The following is a 19,299-nucleotide window of genomic DNA, read 5'->3' on the forward strand; positions in this document are numbered from 1 at the left end:
GTCGCATCTAACCACATAATATTTAGGTGTAAATTCCAGTTCGATAGTCATGGATGTGAACGTTGGATAAAAGCCAAATTCAGCTAGAAGCAGAGCTAAACGCCCTCGATGGCCAGATAAAATCTGATCCGGAACGCGCATTTCGAATAGCCGAACAATGCAGAATTCGTGCGGAGCAAATCCTATTTGTTGATGGCGAAATTCGAGCATTGATCATCATGGCGCATGCCTGTTGGTGTAGCATGGACTACCGACACGGGCTCAAACTCGTCAAAGACGCCTACAGCCTTCAAATTCAACTCGACACCGACGATCATTTACCTGAAATCCTTCACCTCTTCGCCTTGCAATACTGGGGACAAGCTAAATACTACTCCGCCCAACAGTACTGGATAAATGCGTTAGAACAATCCGCATTGGTTGATGACATTGAAATCCAAATTGAGGCCCTTATCGGACTTGGTAACGTTTGGCGCATCACCAACGAACACAAACTAGCCGCATCCACACACGAATTAGCCGTCAAAGTGGCAAACAACGTCCGTATTGCATGGTTAGAAGGCAAAGCTCGAATCCTACTCGCATGGGATTATTATCTGCTGAATAACTTCGTTGAAATGCTGACGGTGCTAGATGGCGCTACCGAGGTACTTCGTGATCATGACGACAACACATGGCAAGCTGAAATTTGGGATTTTAAGGGATTGGCATTACTGGGATTAGAACGTCTCGATGCAGCAGAAGAGGCGACTCAGAAAGCGCATCAACTCGCGATTGAACAAGACCTAACTTGGATGAAAGCGCACTCCTTCATCAGCCGAGCCCGACTCGAATTGCTGCGCAAGAATACCGAAAACGCCGCCTCCTTACTGCAATCTGCAGAGCAGTCCGCCCTGAGCTTTGATAATGGTGAACTGCTCAGCCAAATCTGCTTTCAGCAATCGCGCGTCGCAGAAGAACAAGGCGATTATGAAGGCGCTTTCCAAGCCTTCCAAAAATATCGCAAACATGCGCTTAAAATGCTCAAGGAGCAGACGCATCGAGTAAGTATGGATAAAGCGCGAGGATCTAAACGTCAGTTAGAGCAACGCGCGAGAAAGCTCATTAACCGTATTCGTGCCCAGCATGAATACGATCCAGAAAAACAGTTCTCCAACGTTGTATCCGAAACCTATTGGTGGGAGCAACTGGTTCTATTCAAAACAGAGCTTAAGCAATCAAACCACGCGATCATTATGATCCGCCATACTGAGCCAGCTTTCCTTGATGTGTGTACTGAGCTCGTTCACTCATTAACGACATCCAGTGACTTGATCTCTCGTTTGAGCAGCGATCGCTTAGCTATGTTGATCGCAGAGAAAGATCAAGCGGCAGAAGACTTGTACCGCACGGTTTGTGCCATGTTAGACATCTACCCTTGGAAACGACGTGGCTTAGCCGGAGCTAAACCGACCCTCTATCTGCAAGATATCCTGACCTTCCCGTTCACATTGGAGCAATTGGAAGAAAGCCACATTGAGGTAATGAAGAATGGAACAACTGCTTAGTAAAGTGACCGATGCAGGCATGGACCCTTCTTCTGTTACTGGCGAAGAAGCGCTGATCCTTTGGGAACATATCCGCTTTCATATCGCGTCAACAAATCGTGAAAAAGCCCATTGCCACATCATCAGCGCAGAATATCGCAGCAAAATCAAACAGCTGAGTACCAGCATTGAAGAGCTTAGACAAGCTTTAGACTTACTCAAATTGCCTGAGGATGTCGAAGACATTCTATCCGTCAAAGCGAGCCTGAGCGATCGTCTGGTTGAAAAGGGCGATTACAACGCAGCGTTAACGGAATACATAGCTTCCACCAACATTGCGGTGGAATACGGTTATATCGACGAATACGTACTTGCCATTATTGGCATGGGCAACTTGTGTGACGCTTATGGTGACCATAACAAGGCGCTACGCTACTACCAAAAGATTGATGCTATAGACCATGCTATTGGCAGTCGTTCGCTTAGGTTGCGTTACAAGCTTTACATGTTAGCTTGCTATATCAGTATACAGCGCATTGGTTCAGCAACTGACTTACTTAGCGAATGTGAAGAGTTGAGTATTTTGGTGAGTGACAAAAACCTCACCAGCCAAATTCATTTATACCGTGCTAAGTTATTGCGTCTACAAAACGAGTGCAACCAAGCCCTGATTGCGATTTCACATATTCAATACTCGACAGGTAAGCAGCACACTCAATGGCTGTCGACCATGGTGAAAATCGAAACGGCTTACTGCTTAAACGAAATCGGACACCAATCTCTGGCAAACCTGCTTTTATCCTCGACAGGCAAGCGCATTAATGAGTATTCCTCTCCACTGATCGCCAATCGCTTTTACAATGCAATGAGTCAAGTGTGCTCTTCTCAAGGCCAATTTAAAGAAGCACTCAACTACGAGAAAAAAGCATTCCGTGTTGAATCCGACCTCATCAAACATATCCCAATCGGTGAGCTAGGTGCAGCCCAATTACGTCGCCTCACTCGCTTTGAGTTGCAGCTTAAATTGATTCTTTCTGAGATTGAAAACAAAGAGCTGAAAGAAACCACTAAACAGCACAAAAATACCGTAGCGCAACTACAGCAGGATGTATTTACCGACCCACTCACTTCGCTGCACAACCGCCGTTGGTTAGAAGTGAAGCTGAAAGACTTGTTGTTGCATGACACGTCATTTGCATTGATGGTGATTGATATTGACCATTTCAAATCAATTAACGATGAACTGAGTCATTTAGTCGGTGATAAAGCAATTCAGAACGTTTCAAAAGAGCTGTCTAGCTATTTTAAATTCCGAGGGTCATCTTGCGTTCGCTTTGGCGGTGAAGAATTTTTGGTGATTCTGGAAAATACAGAACTTGCCCGTGCAGAGATGCACGCAGAAAACTATCGCGAACGTATCTATCAGTTTGGTTGGCATGAAATATTAGGTGAGCGTGGCTTGACCGTTTCCATCGGTATCACACTTCATCGTGAAGGTGAGAACACACAACGTACCTTCTATCGCGCTGACAAAGCCCTGTACCGAGCCAAGGCCAACGGCCGGAACCAAGTGTGTACGGAGCTTTAAAGCAATCAATAAAAAACGCCCCAGCATCAACTGGGGCGTTTTCTTTGGATTCAATCAACAATATTACAGGAAGAAAAGCGAAATACCGCCCAACGCCATCAAGGTTCCCATGACACTTTTCACACCCACCTTTTCCCCGCGCACAGCATAGATCACCAAGATAAACAACGGACTGGTTGCAATGAGAGTTTGTGCAATCGCTGGATTGGCGTATTTCAATGCAACTTGCTGTAACCATAACGCTAGGAAAGTCCCAACGAAAATCGCCAGCAATAGCCAACCCATGGCTTTATTCCCCATTGTTGTGATGTGCCGTTTAATCCCTTTAAATGGTTCAGGTTCGACAACCTTAATCACAAGACACACGGCAAGCACACCAATGCTCAATCGAATCAATGCGCCTAAGAGCGGCGGCAAATCACCCGCGACGAGGGCATAGTGAGAAATCACCACACCTGAAGCTTGGCAGACACTGGCCAATAAACCAAAACCAATGCCACTCCAATTTGTCGCCTCACCGGAAGAAGAAGGCTGGAACACAACAAAAGTCACCGCTGCGGTGGTAACCACCACACCCAGCCAACTCTGCAAGGTTAACTCCGAACCTAAAAAAACCAACGCAAGCACACCAGACAACGGCGGAGCTAGAGATTCCAACAGTAAGGTTTTGTTTGGCCCAATGCGCTTGAGCGCGGCGAAATAGGCAGAATCACCAATCGCAATACCAATCACCCCAGACACCGCCAACACCGCCAGATGCAGAGGCTCGATCTGGGTAGGTAAACCTTGCGGCAGTAATGGCATCACCACCAGCATCATCATTGATGCAATGATGCCTTTCACAATGTTCAGCTGCATCGCCGAAAAGCGGTGGCTAAATTGGCTATATATCCAAGTGGCCAAAGCCCATACTATCGCAGCGCCAATGGCCGCGATCTCACCAGAATATTGCACTGCTTACTCCTTCGTATTGCATGCCGTATCTCTCAATAACAGTGAATCAAATTATAAATAACTTGATTCACTTATTGTTCTATCAAATACTTAAACAGTTAATTTACGTAAGTTTTTCTATTTGGCAACAAGCACAGGGAAGTAAGATGTTTCTAGACTATTTTGCACTTGGGTTACTCATTTTCGTTGCTTTGGTTATCTTCTACGGAATCATTGTGATTCACGATATTCCTTATGAAATAGCGAAAGAGCGCGAGCATCCTCACCAAGATGCGATTCATTATGCAGGCTGGGTTAGCCTTTTCACATTACATGCACTTTGGCCGTTTCTGTGGATTTGGGCAACCTTGTGGCGTAAAGAACGTGGCTGGGGCTTTAAGCAGCTCGAACAAGAAACACATGATATACATCATCGACTTGAAGAGCTAATTGATGAAGTCAACGAATTGAAAAAAGAAGTCTCAACGCTGAAAGGTAAACAACCTGTATCAAGCGTTTCAGTTCAAAAAGAACAAGGTAAGGAGGAACAATAATGGATTTACTACTGGTTCTGACTTACGCAGCGCTATGTATCGCGATTTTTAAAATCTTCAATATCCCATTGAATAAGTGGACAGTACCAACGGCTGTACTCGGTGGCGTAGTGTTGGTCGGTACACTTATCTTACTGATGAACTACAACCACCCATTCACACAGATTGGTAACCAAGTATTCTCAACCACACCGGTGGTATCAGGTGTCCGTGGTCGAGTGATTGAAGTACCTGTTCAAGCAAACCAACCGTTGCAAAAAGGCGATGTTCTTTTCCGTATCGACCCGATTCCGTTCCAAGCAGAAGTCGATAAGCTACGCGCGAAAGTGAAAGAAGCAAGCCAAGGTGCATTGGGGTTAGAGTCGGGCGTTCAAGAAGCAGAAGCTGCGGTCATCAAAGCCCTTGCAGAGCGTGATAAAGCGCAACGCGAATTCGACCGTTATCAACGTGGTTTTGATCGTGGCGCGTTCACTGAGCAACAACTGGATACTCGTCGACAAGCGTTTAAAGCCGCCCAAGCAGCACTAGAGGTGTCGCAATCTAAACGAGAACAAGCACAAATCGCACTTGACTCGGAAGTTGGTGGAGAGAATACGCAAGTTGCCTCATTGCTAGCAGAACTTCGCCAGGCTGAATTCAATCTTGATCAGACCGTTGTTAGAGCCCCAACCGAAGGCTATGTAACGCAGCTTGCTTTGCGCCCGGGAGTGATGGCGGTGCCTTTACCGCTAGCACCGGTGATGACTTTTGTGCATACCGAGCAAAAACTGTACACAGCCGCTTTCCGCCAAAACTCTTTGCAACGTTTAGAACCCGGATTTGAAGCGGAATTCATGTTCCGTGCACTACCTGGTAGTGTGTTCAAAGGCAAAGTGATTGAAGTACTGCCGGCAATCGGTGAAAGCCAATTCCAAGCTCGTGGTGCGCTACTTGGTACAGAGGCCCTCCGTACAAGCGGACGTGTATTTGTAACGCTTCAAATCACTGACGATCTAACTGAATATCATCTACCACTAGGTACAGCCGTAGAAGTCGCAGTTTACTCGGACAGTTTCACCCACGTTTCTATCATGCGTAAAGTACTTATCCGAATGAAGAGCTGGCAAAACTACCTATACCTAGATCATTAATTTAACGAACAAAAATCGTACTAAAAAGTGTAATCAGGGGCTGACAGTTAGCCCCTGGTTGCATTCTAGCCATCCAGACAGATAGCATTCCCACTTTTATCAATATTCTGTATAATGCGCGCCTTATTTTTGATGCTTGCTGTAAAACTAAGCCAGTCAAAAGGATGCGTGAATCCAATCACACATTTCTTGAAGAAAGATAGAGCAAACAATAAGCAGCTTGGTTGTTTCCAAACTTTGTTACACAATCAGCGCTATAAAAACAAAGCAAGTGAACGTTCTTTAAAATCGACAATTGAACTGAGGTTATCTATGAATCTTTCTGCTAAAACCGTAGTGGTTATTGCAATCGGTGCTGCGCTATACGGCGTCGGCGGTTTGCCAATGTTTGGCATTCCTGTGTTTGCAAACACGACGCTGAAACCAGCAATGGCGGTATTGGCATTGTTCTCAGTGTTATTCGGCCCTCTTGTAGGCTTCTTGGTTGGCTTCATTGGCCACTGGGTTACTGACCTATTTGCAGGCTGGGGCGTATGGCTAACTTGGGTACTTGGTTCAGGTATTGTTGGTTTGATCATCGGTCTTTTCCCTTCTCTAACACGTAATCGCTTAGAGACAGGGGACTTCAATATGAAAGATTTCGCGTTGTTCGTGGTGCTTGCTCTATTGGGTAACGTATTTGGTTACGGCTGCTCAGCCTTCCTAGACACCATCTTGTATGCAGAACCGTTCACTAAGGTATTTACACAGCTGTCGATCATCGCACTGGGTAACACCATTCTTATTGCTATTGTTGGCTTCTTCATTCTTAAGTCTGTCGCAAAACGTAACAAGCAAAGCCGCAACTTAACAGAGGCTTAATGTCGAATGACAATCGAATTTTCTAACTTCTCTTTTAGATATGAGTCGCTGGACAAACCGACGCTAAAAAATATCAATCTAAGGATAGAGAAAGGAGAGAAAATCGTCATTATCGGTCCAAGTGGTAGTGGTAAATCTACCCTTGGCCAATGTCTTAACGGACTGATCCCACATGCGATTAAAGGGGAAACCAGTGGCCAGCTGACCATCAATGGTCAAGACACTGCCCCTTTTGACATGCACCAATTCACCGAAAAAGTTGGTACCGTACTGCAAGATACGGACAGCCAATTTGTTGGTTTGAGCATTGGTGAAGACATCGCATTCGCGTTGGAAAACCAATTGATGTCTAACATCGACATGTACCCATTGGTCAAAGCGACGGCCAAAATGGTCGATTTGGAACAGATGTTAGATCGCTCCCCTCACGATTTATCAGGCGGTCAGAAACAACGCGTTTCTTTGGCGGGTATTTTAGTCGATGACGTCGACATCTTGTTGTTTGACGAACCACTTGCTGCCCTTGATCCAAAGACGGGTAAGAAGACCATCGAGATTATCGATGATCTGCACCGCGAAACGGGCAAAACCATCATCATTATCGAGCACCGTCTTGAGGATGTGCTGCATCGCTCTGTTGACCGCATTATTCTGATGGAAAGTGGTGAAATCATCGCAGATACCACACCAGATGAGATCTTAGCGTCCCCGCTTCTTGAAGAATACGGTATCCGTGAGCCTCTTTATCTTTCTGCTTTGAAAGAAGCAGGCTGCGCGATTGAAGGCGATGCAAAGCCATTGAGCTTAAGCATATTGCCATTGGCGCAATACCAATCCACCGTCAGCGCATGGTTTGAAGCCTCACAAGTAGCAGAGGTTGCAACCCCAACCGATACGCTTCTAGAAGTTCGTGATCTTACTTACTCATACGATGGCGAAAAGAACGCGCTTGAAGGGGTCAGTTTTGATGTCAAACGCGGTGAGTTTTTATCGGTATTGGGTAAAAACGGCTCTGGGAAATCCACCATCACTAAGCTTGTGATGGGCGTGATTGAACCAGATAACGGCTCGATGATCTTGAATGGTCAGGACCTCAATGAACTAAGCATTTTTGAGCGCAGTCAAAAGGTTGGCGTGGTAATGCAAAACCCAAATCATATGATTTCGCATCACATGATTTTCGACGAAGTGGCTTTTGGCCTGCGTAACCGTGGCGTTGAAGAGAAACAAGTCGAAGCGAAGGTATTGGAAGTCCTTGAGCTGTGTGGTTTGAGCAAGTACCGCCATTGGCCAATTGAGGCATTAAGCTACGGTCAGAAGAAGCGTGTGACAATTGCATCGATTCTTGCCCTAGAGCCTGAGCTTTTGATTCTGGACGAGCCTACTGCTGGACAAGATTACCGTAACTACACATCAATGCTGAGCTTTATCGAGAAGCTTAATCGTGAACTTGGCATTACGGTGATGATCATCTCGCACGACATGCACTTGGTCTTGGAATACACCACTCGTTCCATCGTGATTGCTGATAGCAAGTTGATTGCCGACGCACCAATGATCGAAGTGTTTAGTTCCCCAGCACTGTTAGACCAAGCGAACTTGGCGACAACTAGCTTGTATGAACTGGCTACTGAGTTAGGCATTGAGAACACGAACGACTTTATGCAGCACTTTATTGACGTTGAAAAAGCGCGTCGAGAACGTGAAAACAACGCCGATATCCAAGCTTCAAAAGCTCAAGATTCACAAAATAATGATGCTAAAAACATTGAGACAGTAGTGGCATGAAAGACAACAAGATGAAGTTTGGTATCAACTACATCGATACCCAATCGCCACTGCACAAACTCAATGGCATCACCAAGTTTTTGATGTTCATTGCATGGGTAACGGTGGTACTTACAACCTTTGATTTGCGCATCATTACTCTACTGATCGTTGTAGGTCTTGGTTTGCTAAAAATGACCAAGGTACCTTTCCATGTGTACAAGCCTTTACTGATCGGTACAGGCAGTGTTTTGTTGATTAATGCGCTGTTTATGTTTGCATTAGCGCCGCAACAAGGCAGTGAATACATGGGATCAACAACAGTATTGTTGTCGTTACCGGGTAATTACTCACTCACCCAAGAGACCTTGTTCTATCTGGTCACCGTGACACTGAAGTACTTCAGTATGTTCCCAATTGCCTTGGTGTTTGTATTTACCACGCATCCTACTGAGTTTGCAGCAAGTTTGAACCGCATGGGTGTGCCTTACAAAATCGCTTATGCCGTCAGTTTGACCTTGCGTTACTTGCCAGAAGTGAAGAAAGACTTCGTGAACATCATGCACGCTCAACAAGCTCGTGGTGTTGAACTGAGTAAGAAAGCGCCGTTGTTTACCCGTATGAAGAACGTTTCTAAGATCTTAGGTCCGCTGATTTTCTCTAGCCTAGATCGCGCTGACCAAATCTCTAACGCGATGACATTGCGTGGTTTTGGTCGTCATTCGTCTCGTACTTGGTACAGCCTAAAGCCGCTGACCAAAGCCGATATGGTGTGTATGGCAGGCATCGTCGTGATTGTCACCGCTGCGATTAGCAAACGCGTTATAGACACTCAACTGTTTTGGTATCCGTTCTAAACGAACCAGTCTCACGTTGAAAACCGAATACAAAAATGGGATGCCTCTGCATCCCATTTTTATAACCCAATTTCTCGGTAATTTATTGAGTAGTAAGTACTAACTTAGTTCCATCTCAACACACGAGTTTCGTTACCCTCTTCCGGCTTAGCTGGGATATTCAAGGACAGTAACAAGCTCACTGCGGCCATAGCTGCGCCAATGTAAAACACGCTTGAAGGCGAAACCAACCAAATCACACCAAAGGTTACCGGAATCACGACCGCTGCAATGTGGTTGATGGTAAACGCTACACCAGCGGTTGATGCCATGTCCGCCGGATCGGCTATCTTCTGGAAGTAAGTTTTGATTGCAAGTGCCAGTGCAAAGAACAAATGGTCAATCACGTACAATGCTGCCGCCCACTCCGCAGTTTGCACTAAACCGTAACCGACGAAGACAAAAATCAGTCCCACATATTCAAACATCAATGCTTTGCGCTCGCCAACGGCTCCGATAAAGCGACCAATACGTTTAGCAAACAGGAAGTTGAACAAGTAGTTGATTAAGAAAAGCAGTGTGATGTCCGCAGCCGAATAGCCAAACTTCTCCACCATCAAGAAACCAGCGAAGACCGTGAAGATTTGACGGCGAGCACCACTCATAAAGGTCAATGCATAATAAAGCCAGTAACGCTTACGCAACACCAACTTTTTGTTTTGTGGAACTTCCGTTTTGAATTCAGGGAACGCAAACGCCATCACCAGAATCAATACAAAACCGATACCGCCCGCCAGCAAGTAAACCGTTTTGAATTCTAATTTGAGCTGCTCAAGCAGAATCCAAATCGCACCATAAGTAATCAAAGACGCTAGTGCACCAACCGATATAAATTTGCCTAACATTTCTGGTGCTTCTTCTTTGGTTAGCCATTGCAAAGAAAGGGATTGCTTTAACGTTTCAAAGTAATGAAAACCAGTCGACATCAACAAGGTTGTAAAAAGAAGTCCAAACAAAGATGGGAAGTAACCTGTGATTGCCGTGCCCAGTGTCAGCATGGCGAGCGAGACCAACATAAAACGTTGCTCGCGGATAAACAACAAAACAAAGACAACAGTGAAAGCAAGAAAACCGGGAATCTCACGCACACTTTGCAGTAAGCCGATATCTGCTCCATCAAAGTTGGCTTTTTCGATAACGAAGTTGTTCAGTAGCGCCATCCAAGTGGAGAAGGCAATAGGAACAATAATGGAAATCAGCAGAAGAAAGTTCTGTGGCGTTCTCCAGCTTTTATGTGGCGTATTCATGATGAGTCCTTAGAATATGAAGCCGCCATCATACCGCCAAATGTAACAAAATCGCAATATCCTTATAAATTATTTACCCAGCCACTTTCTTAACATTATCCTAAACTTAGCGACAAATTCCATTAAAAATACTCACTACTAAGATTGCAATCTTGCTACTTTTAAACATTTCTTTACATCCTCTTCCTTTGAAACAAACCCGTTTTCGTCGGCAACAATTGAAGCTTATGCCTGGAGATAAAAGGTTGTGAGCTTCTTGTTGAACGCGTGCAGAGTTATACTATTGCCATTCGTCTTTCTTTTCGGCATCAGCCACACTTTTTGTCTCGATATTATGAAAAAACAAGTCCTGTTTCTTTGCACTGGTAATTCCGCACGATCTCAACTTGCTGAAGCGATATTTAACCATATGGCGGGCACGCTCTTTCATGCTGATAGTGCAGGTGTTCACCCTAGCGAAGTAGACCCAAGGGTGTTTGAAGTATTAGATGCACATTCAATCTCTGGCGAGTCACTGCATTCGAAGGATTATGCCGACGTTGAGAACAAGTCTTATGACTTTGTGGTTACATTGTGCGATAACGCCAAAGATGAATGCGTGATCTTCGAACAAAACATCGACCAATTACATTGGAACCTAGTCGATCCAAAACCACTCGAAGGCACAGAACCGTTCCAAAATACGGCCAAAGAATTGATCGAGCGCATCAGTCTATTTCTACTAGTAAACAGTGAAGAAAACCGTACACAAGTGGATCCAAGTAGTTTCTTTAAACTGATGAGCGATCCGTTGCGACTCAAAATATTGATGCTGCTAGAAGATGAACAAGACTTAACCGTCACCGATCTCAAAAACGCTTTGAACGAAAGCCAGCCAAAAGTCTCTCGTCACTTAGCATTGCTACGAGACACGACATTCTTAAAAGATACACGCCATGGCTTATGGATCCATTATCGTCTTTCCCCTTCGCTTCCTATGTGGATTAAGCATCTACTCCAAATAGTGCGTGTCGGTAATCCAGGCATCATTAATATTGAAAAGAACCGCTTGAAAGCCGCACAACAAAGTGAGCAATAACCTTTTTCACTCAGCTTAAGACATACTGATGCCTCGATGAAAAACCGCTGCATAAATGATTTGGAGCGGTATCACTTTGTCAGCGACAAGTCAGTATCAAAACTTGGTGTTAACCCAACCCACCCTTACAAATAAGACGCTGATAATATTGGTAAAAATCACCTTCAATTCGTCATGTTGAGTACAACCCAATACCATAAATACCCCATGAACAAGTGAAATGCCTTCGTGGTGAGCATCGTTAAAATACCCTTTATTCAAGATGCCTTTTGCAACCGTAACCAACACGATATTGTTGAACTCGATTTGCTACTTATTGTCCCGACTCCAGCTAGTAGCAGTTTGTGACTCCACATAAGCCTTTCCCACCCACTCCTAGGGTGGGCTTTTTTTCAAAAAATGCAGTGTGTAGGCATTCCAGTCCTATATCTTTTAAAGGTGATAACTTCGGCTAGTATTCATTGAGGTATCATCTGAACATCAGCCAATAAACGGCTCAATCAATATTTCATCTTTGATAATCGAGAGTACCCATGCGAAACGCTAAAATCGCGAAGACCATTTTGTGGGTTGTGGTCGGCAGTTCGATGCTTTGGCGTCAGCTAGTCAGCATGGACTACCTGCTCCATTAAACAAGCAGACCGCACGCCTAGTGATAATGAGGTAAAGCCTCATCGAAAGCCCTTTTCTCACGGAAGAGAGAGGGCTTTCAACTTTCTGTTCCTATCTAAACGTCTATAGTCATCTGGATGATGAACAATCTTGGGAATGCCTAAATCCTTTTTAGTACCGATGCTAAATTAAGCACCGAATTGAGAGATTAGGATTAATGAGATGAAATACGCATTTTCAGTGATGTTATTGTCACTGCTTCCTGTGGTCGCAAACGCTGGCCCTATCGACCCGAAATGTAGCCCTAAGAAGCTGGCTAACGGTGTAACGAAGGTTGTAGGTAACCGTTGTACGCTTGATGAGACGATCGCGGATACTACGAAAGAAGCGCTAGGCGTCGACCATCGCGTTAACCCTAAGAAGCGACTAGAAAGAAAAGGTCTTATCAAAGACGAAAAGTCGGACTAAGCGCCACCTTCCATTCCTTCCTAAAATGGCCAGTGTTTATCGACACTGGCCATTTGGTTTTAGCTCAACCGAAGCCCCCTCGCCTTTAATGGTCGTAGGCCCAATATCAAAGCGGCATGCTTCGCCACTAAGGTAAACGGTATTCAATAGATTGTGCTCTTGATAAGTGACTCTGACTTGAGACTTCATAGGAGCAACAACGATGATGTCAACTTCACGACCAGTGGGTTGAGCTTGGTTAACACAACCAGCGCCAAGTAAAACAAGAGGAACTAAGAGGCTTTTCATAACAATAGAGTCTTTCATTCACGTCATAACAGTCAAAAAAAACCACCCAGATACAAGGGTGGTTAATAAAAAAGAATACGCTATTTCTATAACAGTGATGAATCTTAATTAAGCTCAATAATATTTTGATGGCATCGTAAAATTAAGCAAAACTAGACTGCCTGCCAGCTAAACTCGCTCTTTGTTCTCTTACTCTTTGTTTTGTTACTCAATGTTCTTCACATTCAGTCGATTCTGGAACTCAAACACCTTTTCAGGACAAACATCTAAACAACGCCCGCAACTCATACAGGTTTGATCCATCACGCGACGGTCGCCTTCTTTTAACGGTTGACGCAAAATCTCCGGCTCGGGGCAAACATAAAAACAATCCATGCACTTAGTACAGTCTTCTCGGCGCACGGCAGTGACTCGCATTAAACTCTTGCTACCAATCACACTGTACGTTGCTCCCAGTGGACACAAGTGTCCGCACCAACCATGTTCTACGAGCAATAAATCGAGAACAAACACCAGCAAAATAAGTACCCAACCTGCTCCCATGCCAAACACTAGGCCTCGATGCAATGCCGCTACTGGGTCTAACCAAGTCCAAAGCACTGAGCCCGAAATCGCGCTGCCAAACATCAATGCAGGAATTAACCAATAGCGAATATTTGGCGACCAACGATAACTCGCTTTGAGATTGAGTTTTCTGCGCAGCCACGCAGCAAAATCCGTCACGATATTGAGTGGGCATACCCAAGCACAAAAAGCGCGCGGAGCAAGAATCGCGTAAAACACCAACACAATCGCTACACCTAGGAAAGCGTTAAACTCTGGAATATGACCTGTGGCGAGAGACTGTAATACAATCAAAGGATCGCTTAATGGCACGGTATTAAGCAGCATACTGGAAGACAAATTGCCTTGCAGAATGCCCCATGTTGGCCCTGCCATAAACAGAACAATGATGGTCAGTTGGCATAATCGACGTAGAATGAGAAAACGATGCGCACGCCACCATCCCAGTTTTTCGATGGCTTCTTTGCCAGCATCTTGCGCTAAGTTCTTGGCCATTATTGACCTCCTTTGAGCGACTCAAGCGCACCACTTGGTACTGGATTATCTGCTGGTAAGACATTTTCAAGCGGCTTGTCGATTTCTTGCCAGCCAAAATTGTAGTGGCTACCAACCTTACCTTTGGCGAGATCGGTCGGTACTACTTTGATCGCTGCCACATCTAGCACACAAGCTTGTTCGCATTTGCCACAACCCGTACACACATCAGAATTGACGGTCGGGATCAGTTTCGCGTGATAGCCCGTTCTATCATTACGAATGTTCTCCAGCGTTATCGCTTCATCAATTAGCGGGCAGACACGGTAACAAACGTCGCAACGCAAACCTTGCCAGTTCAGACAGGTCTCGTGGTCGATCAGCACAGCCGTCCCCATTCTCGCATCGTCTATATCGGTAAGATCATGATCCAACGCACCGCTAGGACAAGCCACGACACAAGGGATGTCTTCACACATTTCGCAAGGAATATCGCGCGCAGTGAAGTACGGTGAACCAGTTGCAACTGGGGATAGCAGACTCGCAAGCTTCAAAGTGTCATAAGGGCACGCCTGAACACACAGCCCACAACGAATACAGGCAGACTCAAAATCACCTTCTGGCAAAGCGCCAGGCGGACGAATAGGCACACCTTTAGTTTCGCGTGCTTGGCTCTGCAAAGACTGCAAACCAAGAACACACGCTGCCGCACCCACACCAGCGGCGGTACGGGCAGTGTCACGCAAAAATCGACGTCGACTTTGCGAGACTTTTGACTGAGAGGATTTCATTATTATTTTCCTCAAACACGCTCTAATTGCTCTTAAATAAGTTAAGCATAAATAGCGCTAAAAAGGCGTGCTCCCCATACCCCATAAGAGGTAACTCAAGTGTCTCTTGATTAAAATCAACTCGTTGCAGATACCGACTTCACACTTTAGTGAAAATGGCTTTATTTCGTTATTTCAAAGTTCACCATTATTCTCCACAAAATGAGAGTTACTCAGTATAAAAATTCAACACAAAATCACTCTCATTGGTATTTTCAATGATAATCCACTATGAAAACTTAAAATTAGAAATACGTAACATACTCAATTAAAAGTAGTTTGGTGCCTAAAACTAAAAAAACACTATTCAAACCGCATTTCTCTGGTTAGATTGAAATTAATTCCAATAAACCAAAGGAGAGAAGCATGGAAATCATCGTACGTCCAACCACTGTTGAAGACGCTGCTGCACTAGTCGAAATCTATTCACAACCGAAAGCACAACGTGAAACCCTGCAACTCCCTAAGCCATCTCTCGCGATGTGGGTCGACCGACTATCCAACATACCCACAGGTGTTTACAGTTATGTCGCAGAAATCGATGGTAAGGTGGTCGGAAACATTGGCTTTCATCACTCCCAGCGCCCAAGAACATCACACACGGCCTCGTTTGGAATCGGTGTGCACGATGAGTTTCACGGTTTAGGGGTCGGCAACGCGTTGATCAGCACCGTAACGGAGCTCGCCGACAACTGGCTCAATGTTCGACGTATTCAAATCGAAGTAAACACCGATAACGAAGCTGCCATTGGCTTATACAAGAAACACGGTTTTGAAATAGAAGGAGAATTGGTCGATGCCTCTTTTAGAGACGGTGAGTTTATTAATACTTACAGCCTAGCCCGTATCAATAAACCGAAAAACTAACGTCTATTGACCTAAAAACTGCCTTTATATACCCAAGTAACCTCGAGATACTTGGGTATATCTACCTTCGGGCCGATTTTTCTTTCTTCGCTATTTCTACCCCAAAGAGTCCAGGGCACGTTTGGTGAGCGCTTCGGTATAAGGGTTAATCTTCCAATGATCTGGACTCCATCCTTTTACAAAGCGTTGGAAATCCGCCCAAGCCACGGCAAATAAAGGTCGCCACTCTTGTTCAACCTCAGATGGTTCTAACTCGGTTTGATAATGTTTCAGTGCTGTATTTAACGCAACAAAATAGGTATCAAGCACCCAAGGTTCCATTTCAGCACATTTATCAGGATCGACAGCACTGCTCATAAATAGCGCGACATCTTTCATCGCACAACCATGACCGACGTATTGAAAATCGACCGCGGCAACCGCCGAGTTGTGCGAATTGAAGCAGAAGTTTGCTAGCTTCGCATCGCCATGAATCAAGGTTTGAAATCGCGCTTGTTTTAGAGTTTGGTCGATTAGCCTTGCCCTCTTTTTCAACCGAGCATCTTGAAGGACTGCCAATTCATCAGGTCGCGTATCTAAGTGCCAATACGTTCCCGTTTTCCATAAAGCATCATGATGAACGCCAATGTATCGCGCATGAAAGTTAGCAAGCCATTCTAAACACGCTTTTAGTTGGGCTTTTCCTGCACTTTTCATTACGTTTGGGTACCCCGCCAGAGTAAGATCTTCCATCACGATCAACCATTCCGCCTCATTCTGAAAGCATTTAAGCCCTTGAGGAATGCGGCAACGCTCATCAACTGTTTGACTGAAGTATTGATACCAACTCACTTCAACTTGGTAAGAATGCAGCTTACGTTTATGGGAGCGGTCGGTATTCCAGCCTCGCGGATGCTCAGACGGTTTTGGTAATTGAACATGCTTTACGATAATAGAGCGCTGCGAAAAGGTCAGTCTGACCAACTCTCCGTATCCGCCCCATAAAGACTGGATCACATCGACACCTTGAAGCAAACCAAGTTCCAGTTCATCTCCGATGCTTTGATAATGTGGGTTATTCATTGATTCCATCAAGCGAGTAAATGCGACCATTCTGGGTGTGTTGCCATGTATTTAATCACGTATGGGCAAATGGGCACAATAGTGTAGTCAAGCGCTTCAATCTCAGGTAGAACCGATGCCATCATGACGCTTCCATAACCTTTGCCGCGAGCTTCTTCCGGAATAAGCGTCGAAGTAATATGCATCTCCCCATTCTCGAGTTTATAAGCCACTTTCGCTTTATGGTCTTGGTCTAAATCGACCCAGAAAATCTGGTTTGTTGTGTCATGTGTCACTTTCTGCATTATCTACCTCCCACTTTTGGCCTCTGTTTTATTGAATCAATCTATATGACTGCATAGAATGATATCAACGCAATAATCTAGTCAATTCCTACTAATTATCATAGCGCGGAACACCTTCTCGAATCAGGTACGACAATAAGAATGAGAAATATGATGGCGAGCGCCAGGGACAGTCGAGCGTCTCTACAGAACAAAAACGCCCCAGAACGTCAGGCGAGCACATTAAATAGCACCGATGCAATGGCAATGGTGGAACACGGCAGTGAAGTCACATTGAACGTGACGACACCTGTTGGAACGAAGTTCATCACCACGAGCACCTTCATGGGTTGCCATTCAAATAATACCGCGCTGATAGAAATTCCAAACATTTCAGATGAAGATTTGAAGTTCTATTTCCAAGAAGGTTTTTGGATTAACGTAAAAGCGTATTCGCATCGCGGCGAAGGTGCGGTTATCCCTTTCCGAGCACAATTACAGCACCGCTTGGGTGATCCATACCCGTTACTGGTGCTGAGTTTGCCAAATACCATGCAAGTGTATCAACTAAGAAAAGAAGTGCGTTACGAAGTAAATTTACGTTCTCGACTTCAGTTTGAACAGTACCGAGCTGAGTGTGAAATACGCGACCTATCAAAGAGTGGTTGCCGTTTTGTAACTTCACCAATGAGTCGAACACTTCAAGTCGGAGATCAGATTACGTTAGATATCACCATGCCAGGAAATGGACGTCTGCTTGCACCATTAAAAGGGAAAATTTGTAATCTGCAAAAATCGGTGCATTACGCGCGTTACGGCGTGGAATTTGATGACTTTGGCAAAGCAAACGCTAAGAACTTATTAAGCCACCTAAAATTTGATGGTACCAAGCTAAAGCTGAAAGGCTAACGCAAAGCTTCTGTTCTGAATTTTAACGTTACAATGGAAAAACCCCTTACCATCTGGCAAGGGGTTCTAAACAACTAAAAATAAGGCAGTATATTTTCAGTCATATTCGACTTAGAAATCGTAGCGTAGGCCTAGTGCTAGCTCGTCTTTCTCTTCAGTACCTTTGCTGTCCATTAGGTCGAAGTTGTATGACGCGTAACCACGGAAGTTAGGCTTGAAGTAGTAAGTTACGTCAACCGCTAGGTTATCGACGCTGTCGTCGTTATCTTGCTCTGCTTTGTTGTACGTAGAAGTGAACACTGTTTGGCCCATTGTGTAAGCTACTGCTAGCTCATAACCTTTGTAGTCAACATCACCAGAAGCAGGAGCCACATTAGCATCTTGATCTAGGTTATCACCACCAGTGTAAAGACCAGAAACGTAGAAGTTGCCAACAGTGTAAGCAGCCGCTAGCATGAACTCGTCACCTTCGTTCTGATCTGCGTAGCCAGCACCAACTTCGAAACCAGTGTCAGCAAATGCGTAGATTGCTGATAGAGAGAAGCCATCTTCATCGTTATCACCAAAGCCATTCGCTTCTTCAGTACGGTCAGCAAAACGGTAGCTTGCACGCAATGCTAGTTGCTCGAACTGACCAGCGTAAGAAACCATGTTGTCTGTACGATCAGCCACTGCTAGTTTGTATGCTGCAGTATTGCCGTGGTAAGCCATGATATCTGTAAAATCAGTGATTACACCTAGTGCACCATCGTTTTTACCGTAAGTGATTTCACCGTACTTACCACCAAGACCTGCGTAAGCGTAGCGAGTTTCAAGATCACTGCTCTCATCGACAGCGCCTTTTTCAGAAGTTTCGAATTCACCTTCCCAAAAACCAACACCGTATAGGCTGTCGTTGATTTCCTGTTTGCCTAGGAAGTTAAGACGGATACGAGAAGCATCTTCTGCTTTGCCATCCATCATAGAAAGACGCGCTTCAGCACGGCCGCCCATGTTTAGTGAAGTACCGTCTTGGTTGTATAGTTCTGAAGCGACAACTTGAGATCCAGATGCTAACAGTGCCACTGCTACAGCTAATGTTTTCAATTTCATTTTAATTTTCCATATCTTTGTTTTTAGTTGTTTCCTCACCAGAAAACAGGACATTTCTGTACCAACGAGAAAACGGACGGCATAGTAGCAGCCTCGACTTATAGCGCAACAAGTTGAATAGACAGGATATATAGAAGAAAACACCATTCGAGATGGCAATATGAATACAGCAAAACCATCAAGTTAGCGGATAGATAGGAAAATGTGTGTGTGTCAAAAAAATTTTGACGCAAAAAACACGCTCAAAAGATTTATAAATGTGACATAAATCACACATAGTCTCATGTAAA

19 protein-coding genes are annotated in these 19,299 nt (G+C 44.8%); 11 read left to right on the plus strand and 8 right to left on the minus strand.

The genetic code is table 11. The annotated features are described in order from the left end of the window. The first annotated feature begins 62 nt into the window (after positions 1 to 62). Positions 63 to 1,547 (plus strand): hypothetical protein, encoded by a 1,485-nt coding sequence (locus tag L1076_RS03785; RefSeq protein ID WP_038868473.1) that lies wholly within the window; start codon positions 63 to 65, stop codon positions 1,545 to 1,547. Further along, positions 1,531 to 3,114: a GGDEF domain-containing protein gene (locus L1076_RS03790; RefSeq protein ID WP_039976813.1), complete on the plus strand. Its 1,584-nt coding sequence runs from the start codon at positions 1,531 to 1,533 to the stop codon at positions 3,112 to 3,114. Before L1076_RS03785 ends, L1076_RS03790 begins: the two co-directional genes overlap by 17 nt. 63 nt (positions 3,115 to 3,177) lie before the next feature. On the opposite strand, the gene L1076_RS03795 is transcribed toward L1076_RS03790, so the two are convergent. Next, complete coding sequence (locus L1076_RS03795) at positions 3,178 to 4,068, minus strand: DMT family transporter (protein WP_038876329.1); 891 nt, start codon at positions 4,066 to 4,068, stop codon at positions 3,178 to 3,180. Positions 4,069 to 4,214: 146 nt separating this feature from the next. Between L1076_RS03795 and L1076_RS03800 the strand changes: the two genes are divergently transcribed. The 5 genes from L1076_RS03800 to L1076_RS03820 all read left to right on the plus strand — a co-directional run bounded on the left by L1076_RS03800 (position 4,215) and on the right by L1076_RS03820 (position 9,216). Then, positions 4,215 to 4,601 (plus strand): DUF3302 domain-containing protein, encoded by a 387-nt coding sequence (locus L1076_RS03800; RefSeq protein ID WP_038868469.1) that lies wholly within the window; start codon positions 4,215 to 4,217, stop codon positions 4,599 to 4,601. Then, entirely contained in the window at positions 4,601 to 5,731 is a 1,131-nt protein-coding gene (locus L1076_RS03805; RefSeq protein WP_038868468.1) for an HlyD family secretion protein, read from the plus strand. Before L1076_RS03800 ends, L1076_RS03805 begins: the two co-directional genes overlap by 1 nt. A gap of 312 nt (positions 5,732 to 6,043) precedes the next feature. After that, positions 6,044 to 6,592 carry an ECF-type riboflavin transporter substrate-binding protein gene (locus L1076_RS03810; protein ID WP_237303173.1) on the plus strand — a complete coding sequence of 183 codons (549 nt, stop codon included), beginning with the start codon at positions 6,044 to 6,046 and terminating at the stop codon, positions 6,590 to 6,592. A gap of 6 nt (positions 6,593 to 6,598) precedes the next feature. After that, positions 6,599 to 8,380 (plus strand): DUF3744 domain-containing protein, encoded by a 1,782-nt coding sequence (locus tag L1076_RS03815; protein WP_237303174.1) that lies wholly within the window; start codon positions 6,599 to 6,601, stop codon positions 8,378 to 8,380. Beyond that, a complete protein-coding gene (locus tag L1076_RS03820) occupies positions 8,377 to 9,216 on the plus strand; it encodes an energy-coupling factor transporter transmembrane component T (RefSeq protein ID WP_038868466.1) in 840 nt (279 codons plus the stop codon). The genes L1076_RS03815 and L1076_RS03820 overlap by 4 nt, the downstream gene beginning before the upstream one ends. 104 nt (positions 9,217 to 9,320) lie before the next feature. Here L1076_RS03820 and L1076_RS03825 read toward each other — a convergent pair whose 3' ends face one another. Next, positions 9,321 to 10,502 carry an MFS transporter gene (locus L1076_RS03825; protein WP_042601201.1) on the minus strand — a complete coding sequence of 394 codons (1,182 nt, stop codon included), beginning with the start codon at positions 10,500 to 10,502 and terminating at the stop codon, positions 9,321 to 9,323. A 331-nt stretch (positions 10,503 to 10,833) separates the two neighbouring features. Between L1076_RS03825 and L1076_RS03830 the strand changes: the two genes are divergently transcribed. Beyond that, positions 10,834 to 11,580, plus strand: coding sequence for a metalloregulator ArsR/SmtB family transcription factor (locus L1076_RS03830; protein ID WP_039976830.1), 747 nt, complete (start codon positions 10,834 to 10,836; stop codon positions 11,578 to 11,580). 834 nt (positions 11,581 to 12,414) lie between these two features. After that, the gene (locus L1076_RS03835) at positions 12,415 to 12,660 is read left to right on the plus strand and encodes a hypothetical protein (protein ID WP_005439002.1); all 246 of its coding nucleotides are present in this window, start codon (positions 12,415 to 12,417) and stop codon (positions 12,658 to 12,660) included. A gap of 36 nt (positions 12,661 to 12,696) precedes the next feature. Here the strand turns inward: L1076_RS03835 and L1076_RS03840 are convergent, their stop codons facing one another. The 3 genes from L1076_RS03840 to napG form a co-directional block, all read right to left on the minus strand. Beyond that, entirely contained in the window at positions 12,697 to 12,948 is a 252-nt protein-coding gene (locus L1076_RS03840; RefSeq protein WP_038876536.1) for a hypothetical protein, read from the minus strand. Between the two features lie 204 nt (positions 12,949 to 13,152). Then, a complete protein-coding gene (gene napH, locus L1076_RS03845) occupies positions 13,153 to 14,007 on the minus strand; it encodes a quinol dehydrogenase ferredoxin subunit NapH (protein ID WP_038876339.1) in 855 nt (284 codons plus the stop codon). After that, positions 14,007 to 14,777 (minus strand): ferredoxin-type protein NapG, encoded by a 771-nt coding sequence (gene napG, locus L1076_RS03850; protein ID WP_005439014.1) that lies wholly within the window; start codon positions 14,775 to 14,777, stop codon positions 14,007 to 14,009. The genes napH and napG overlap by 1 nt, the downstream gene beginning before the upstream one ends. A 405-nt stretch (positions 14,778 to 15,182) precedes the next feature. Here napG and L1076_RS03855 point away from each other — a divergent pair, with 405 nt between their 5' ends. Then, the gene (locus tag L1076_RS03855) at positions 15,183 to 15,683 is read left to right on the plus strand and encodes a GNAT family N-acetyltransferase (RefSeq protein ID WP_039976819.1); all 501 of its coding nucleotides are present in this window, start codon (positions 15,183 to 15,185) and stop codon (positions 15,681 to 15,683) included. 96 nt (positions 15,684 to 15,779) lie between these two features. Here L1076_RS03855 and L1076_RS03860 read toward each other — a convergent pair whose 3' ends face one another. Further along, a complete protein-coding gene (locus L1076_RS03860) occupies positions 15,780 to 16,754 on the minus strand; it encodes an ecdysteroid 22-kinase family protein (protein ID WP_237303275.1) in 975 nt (324 codons plus the stop codon). Next, positions 16,754 to 17,029, minus strand: a complete 276-nt coding sequence (locus tag L1076_RS03865) for a GNAT family N-acetyltransferase (RefSeq protein ID WP_039976821.1) — start codon at positions 17,027 to 17,029, stop codon at positions 16,754 to 16,756. Before L1076_RS03865 ends, L1076_RS03860 begins: the two co-directional genes overlap by 1 nt. 150 nt (positions 17,030 to 17,179) lie before the next feature. On the opposite strand from L1076_RS03865, the gene L1076_RS03870 reads away from it, so the two are divergent. Continuing rightward, a complete protein-coding gene (locus L1076_RS03870) occupies positions 17,180 to 17,917 on the plus strand; it encodes a flagellar brake protein (protein WP_227742656.1) in 738 nt (245 codons plus the stop codon). Positions 17,918 to 18,028: 111 nt separating this feature from the next. Here L1076_RS03870 and L1076_RS03875 read toward each other — a convergent pair whose 3' ends face one another. Next, on the minus strand, positions 18,029 to 19,009 hold the full coding sequence (locus L1076_RS03875; RefSeq protein WP_038876351.1) for a porin: 981 nt from the start codon (positions 19,007 to 19,009) through the stop codon (positions 18,029 to 18,031). Positions 19,010 to 19,299: the final 290 nt, after the last annotated feature.

Source organism: Vibrio sp. MMG023 (genome assembly GCF_021654215.1).
In the GTDB taxonomy this organism is placed as follows: domain Bacteria; phylum Pseudomonadota; class Gammaproteobacteria; order Enterobacterales; family Vibrionaceae; genus Vibrio; species Vibrio jasicida.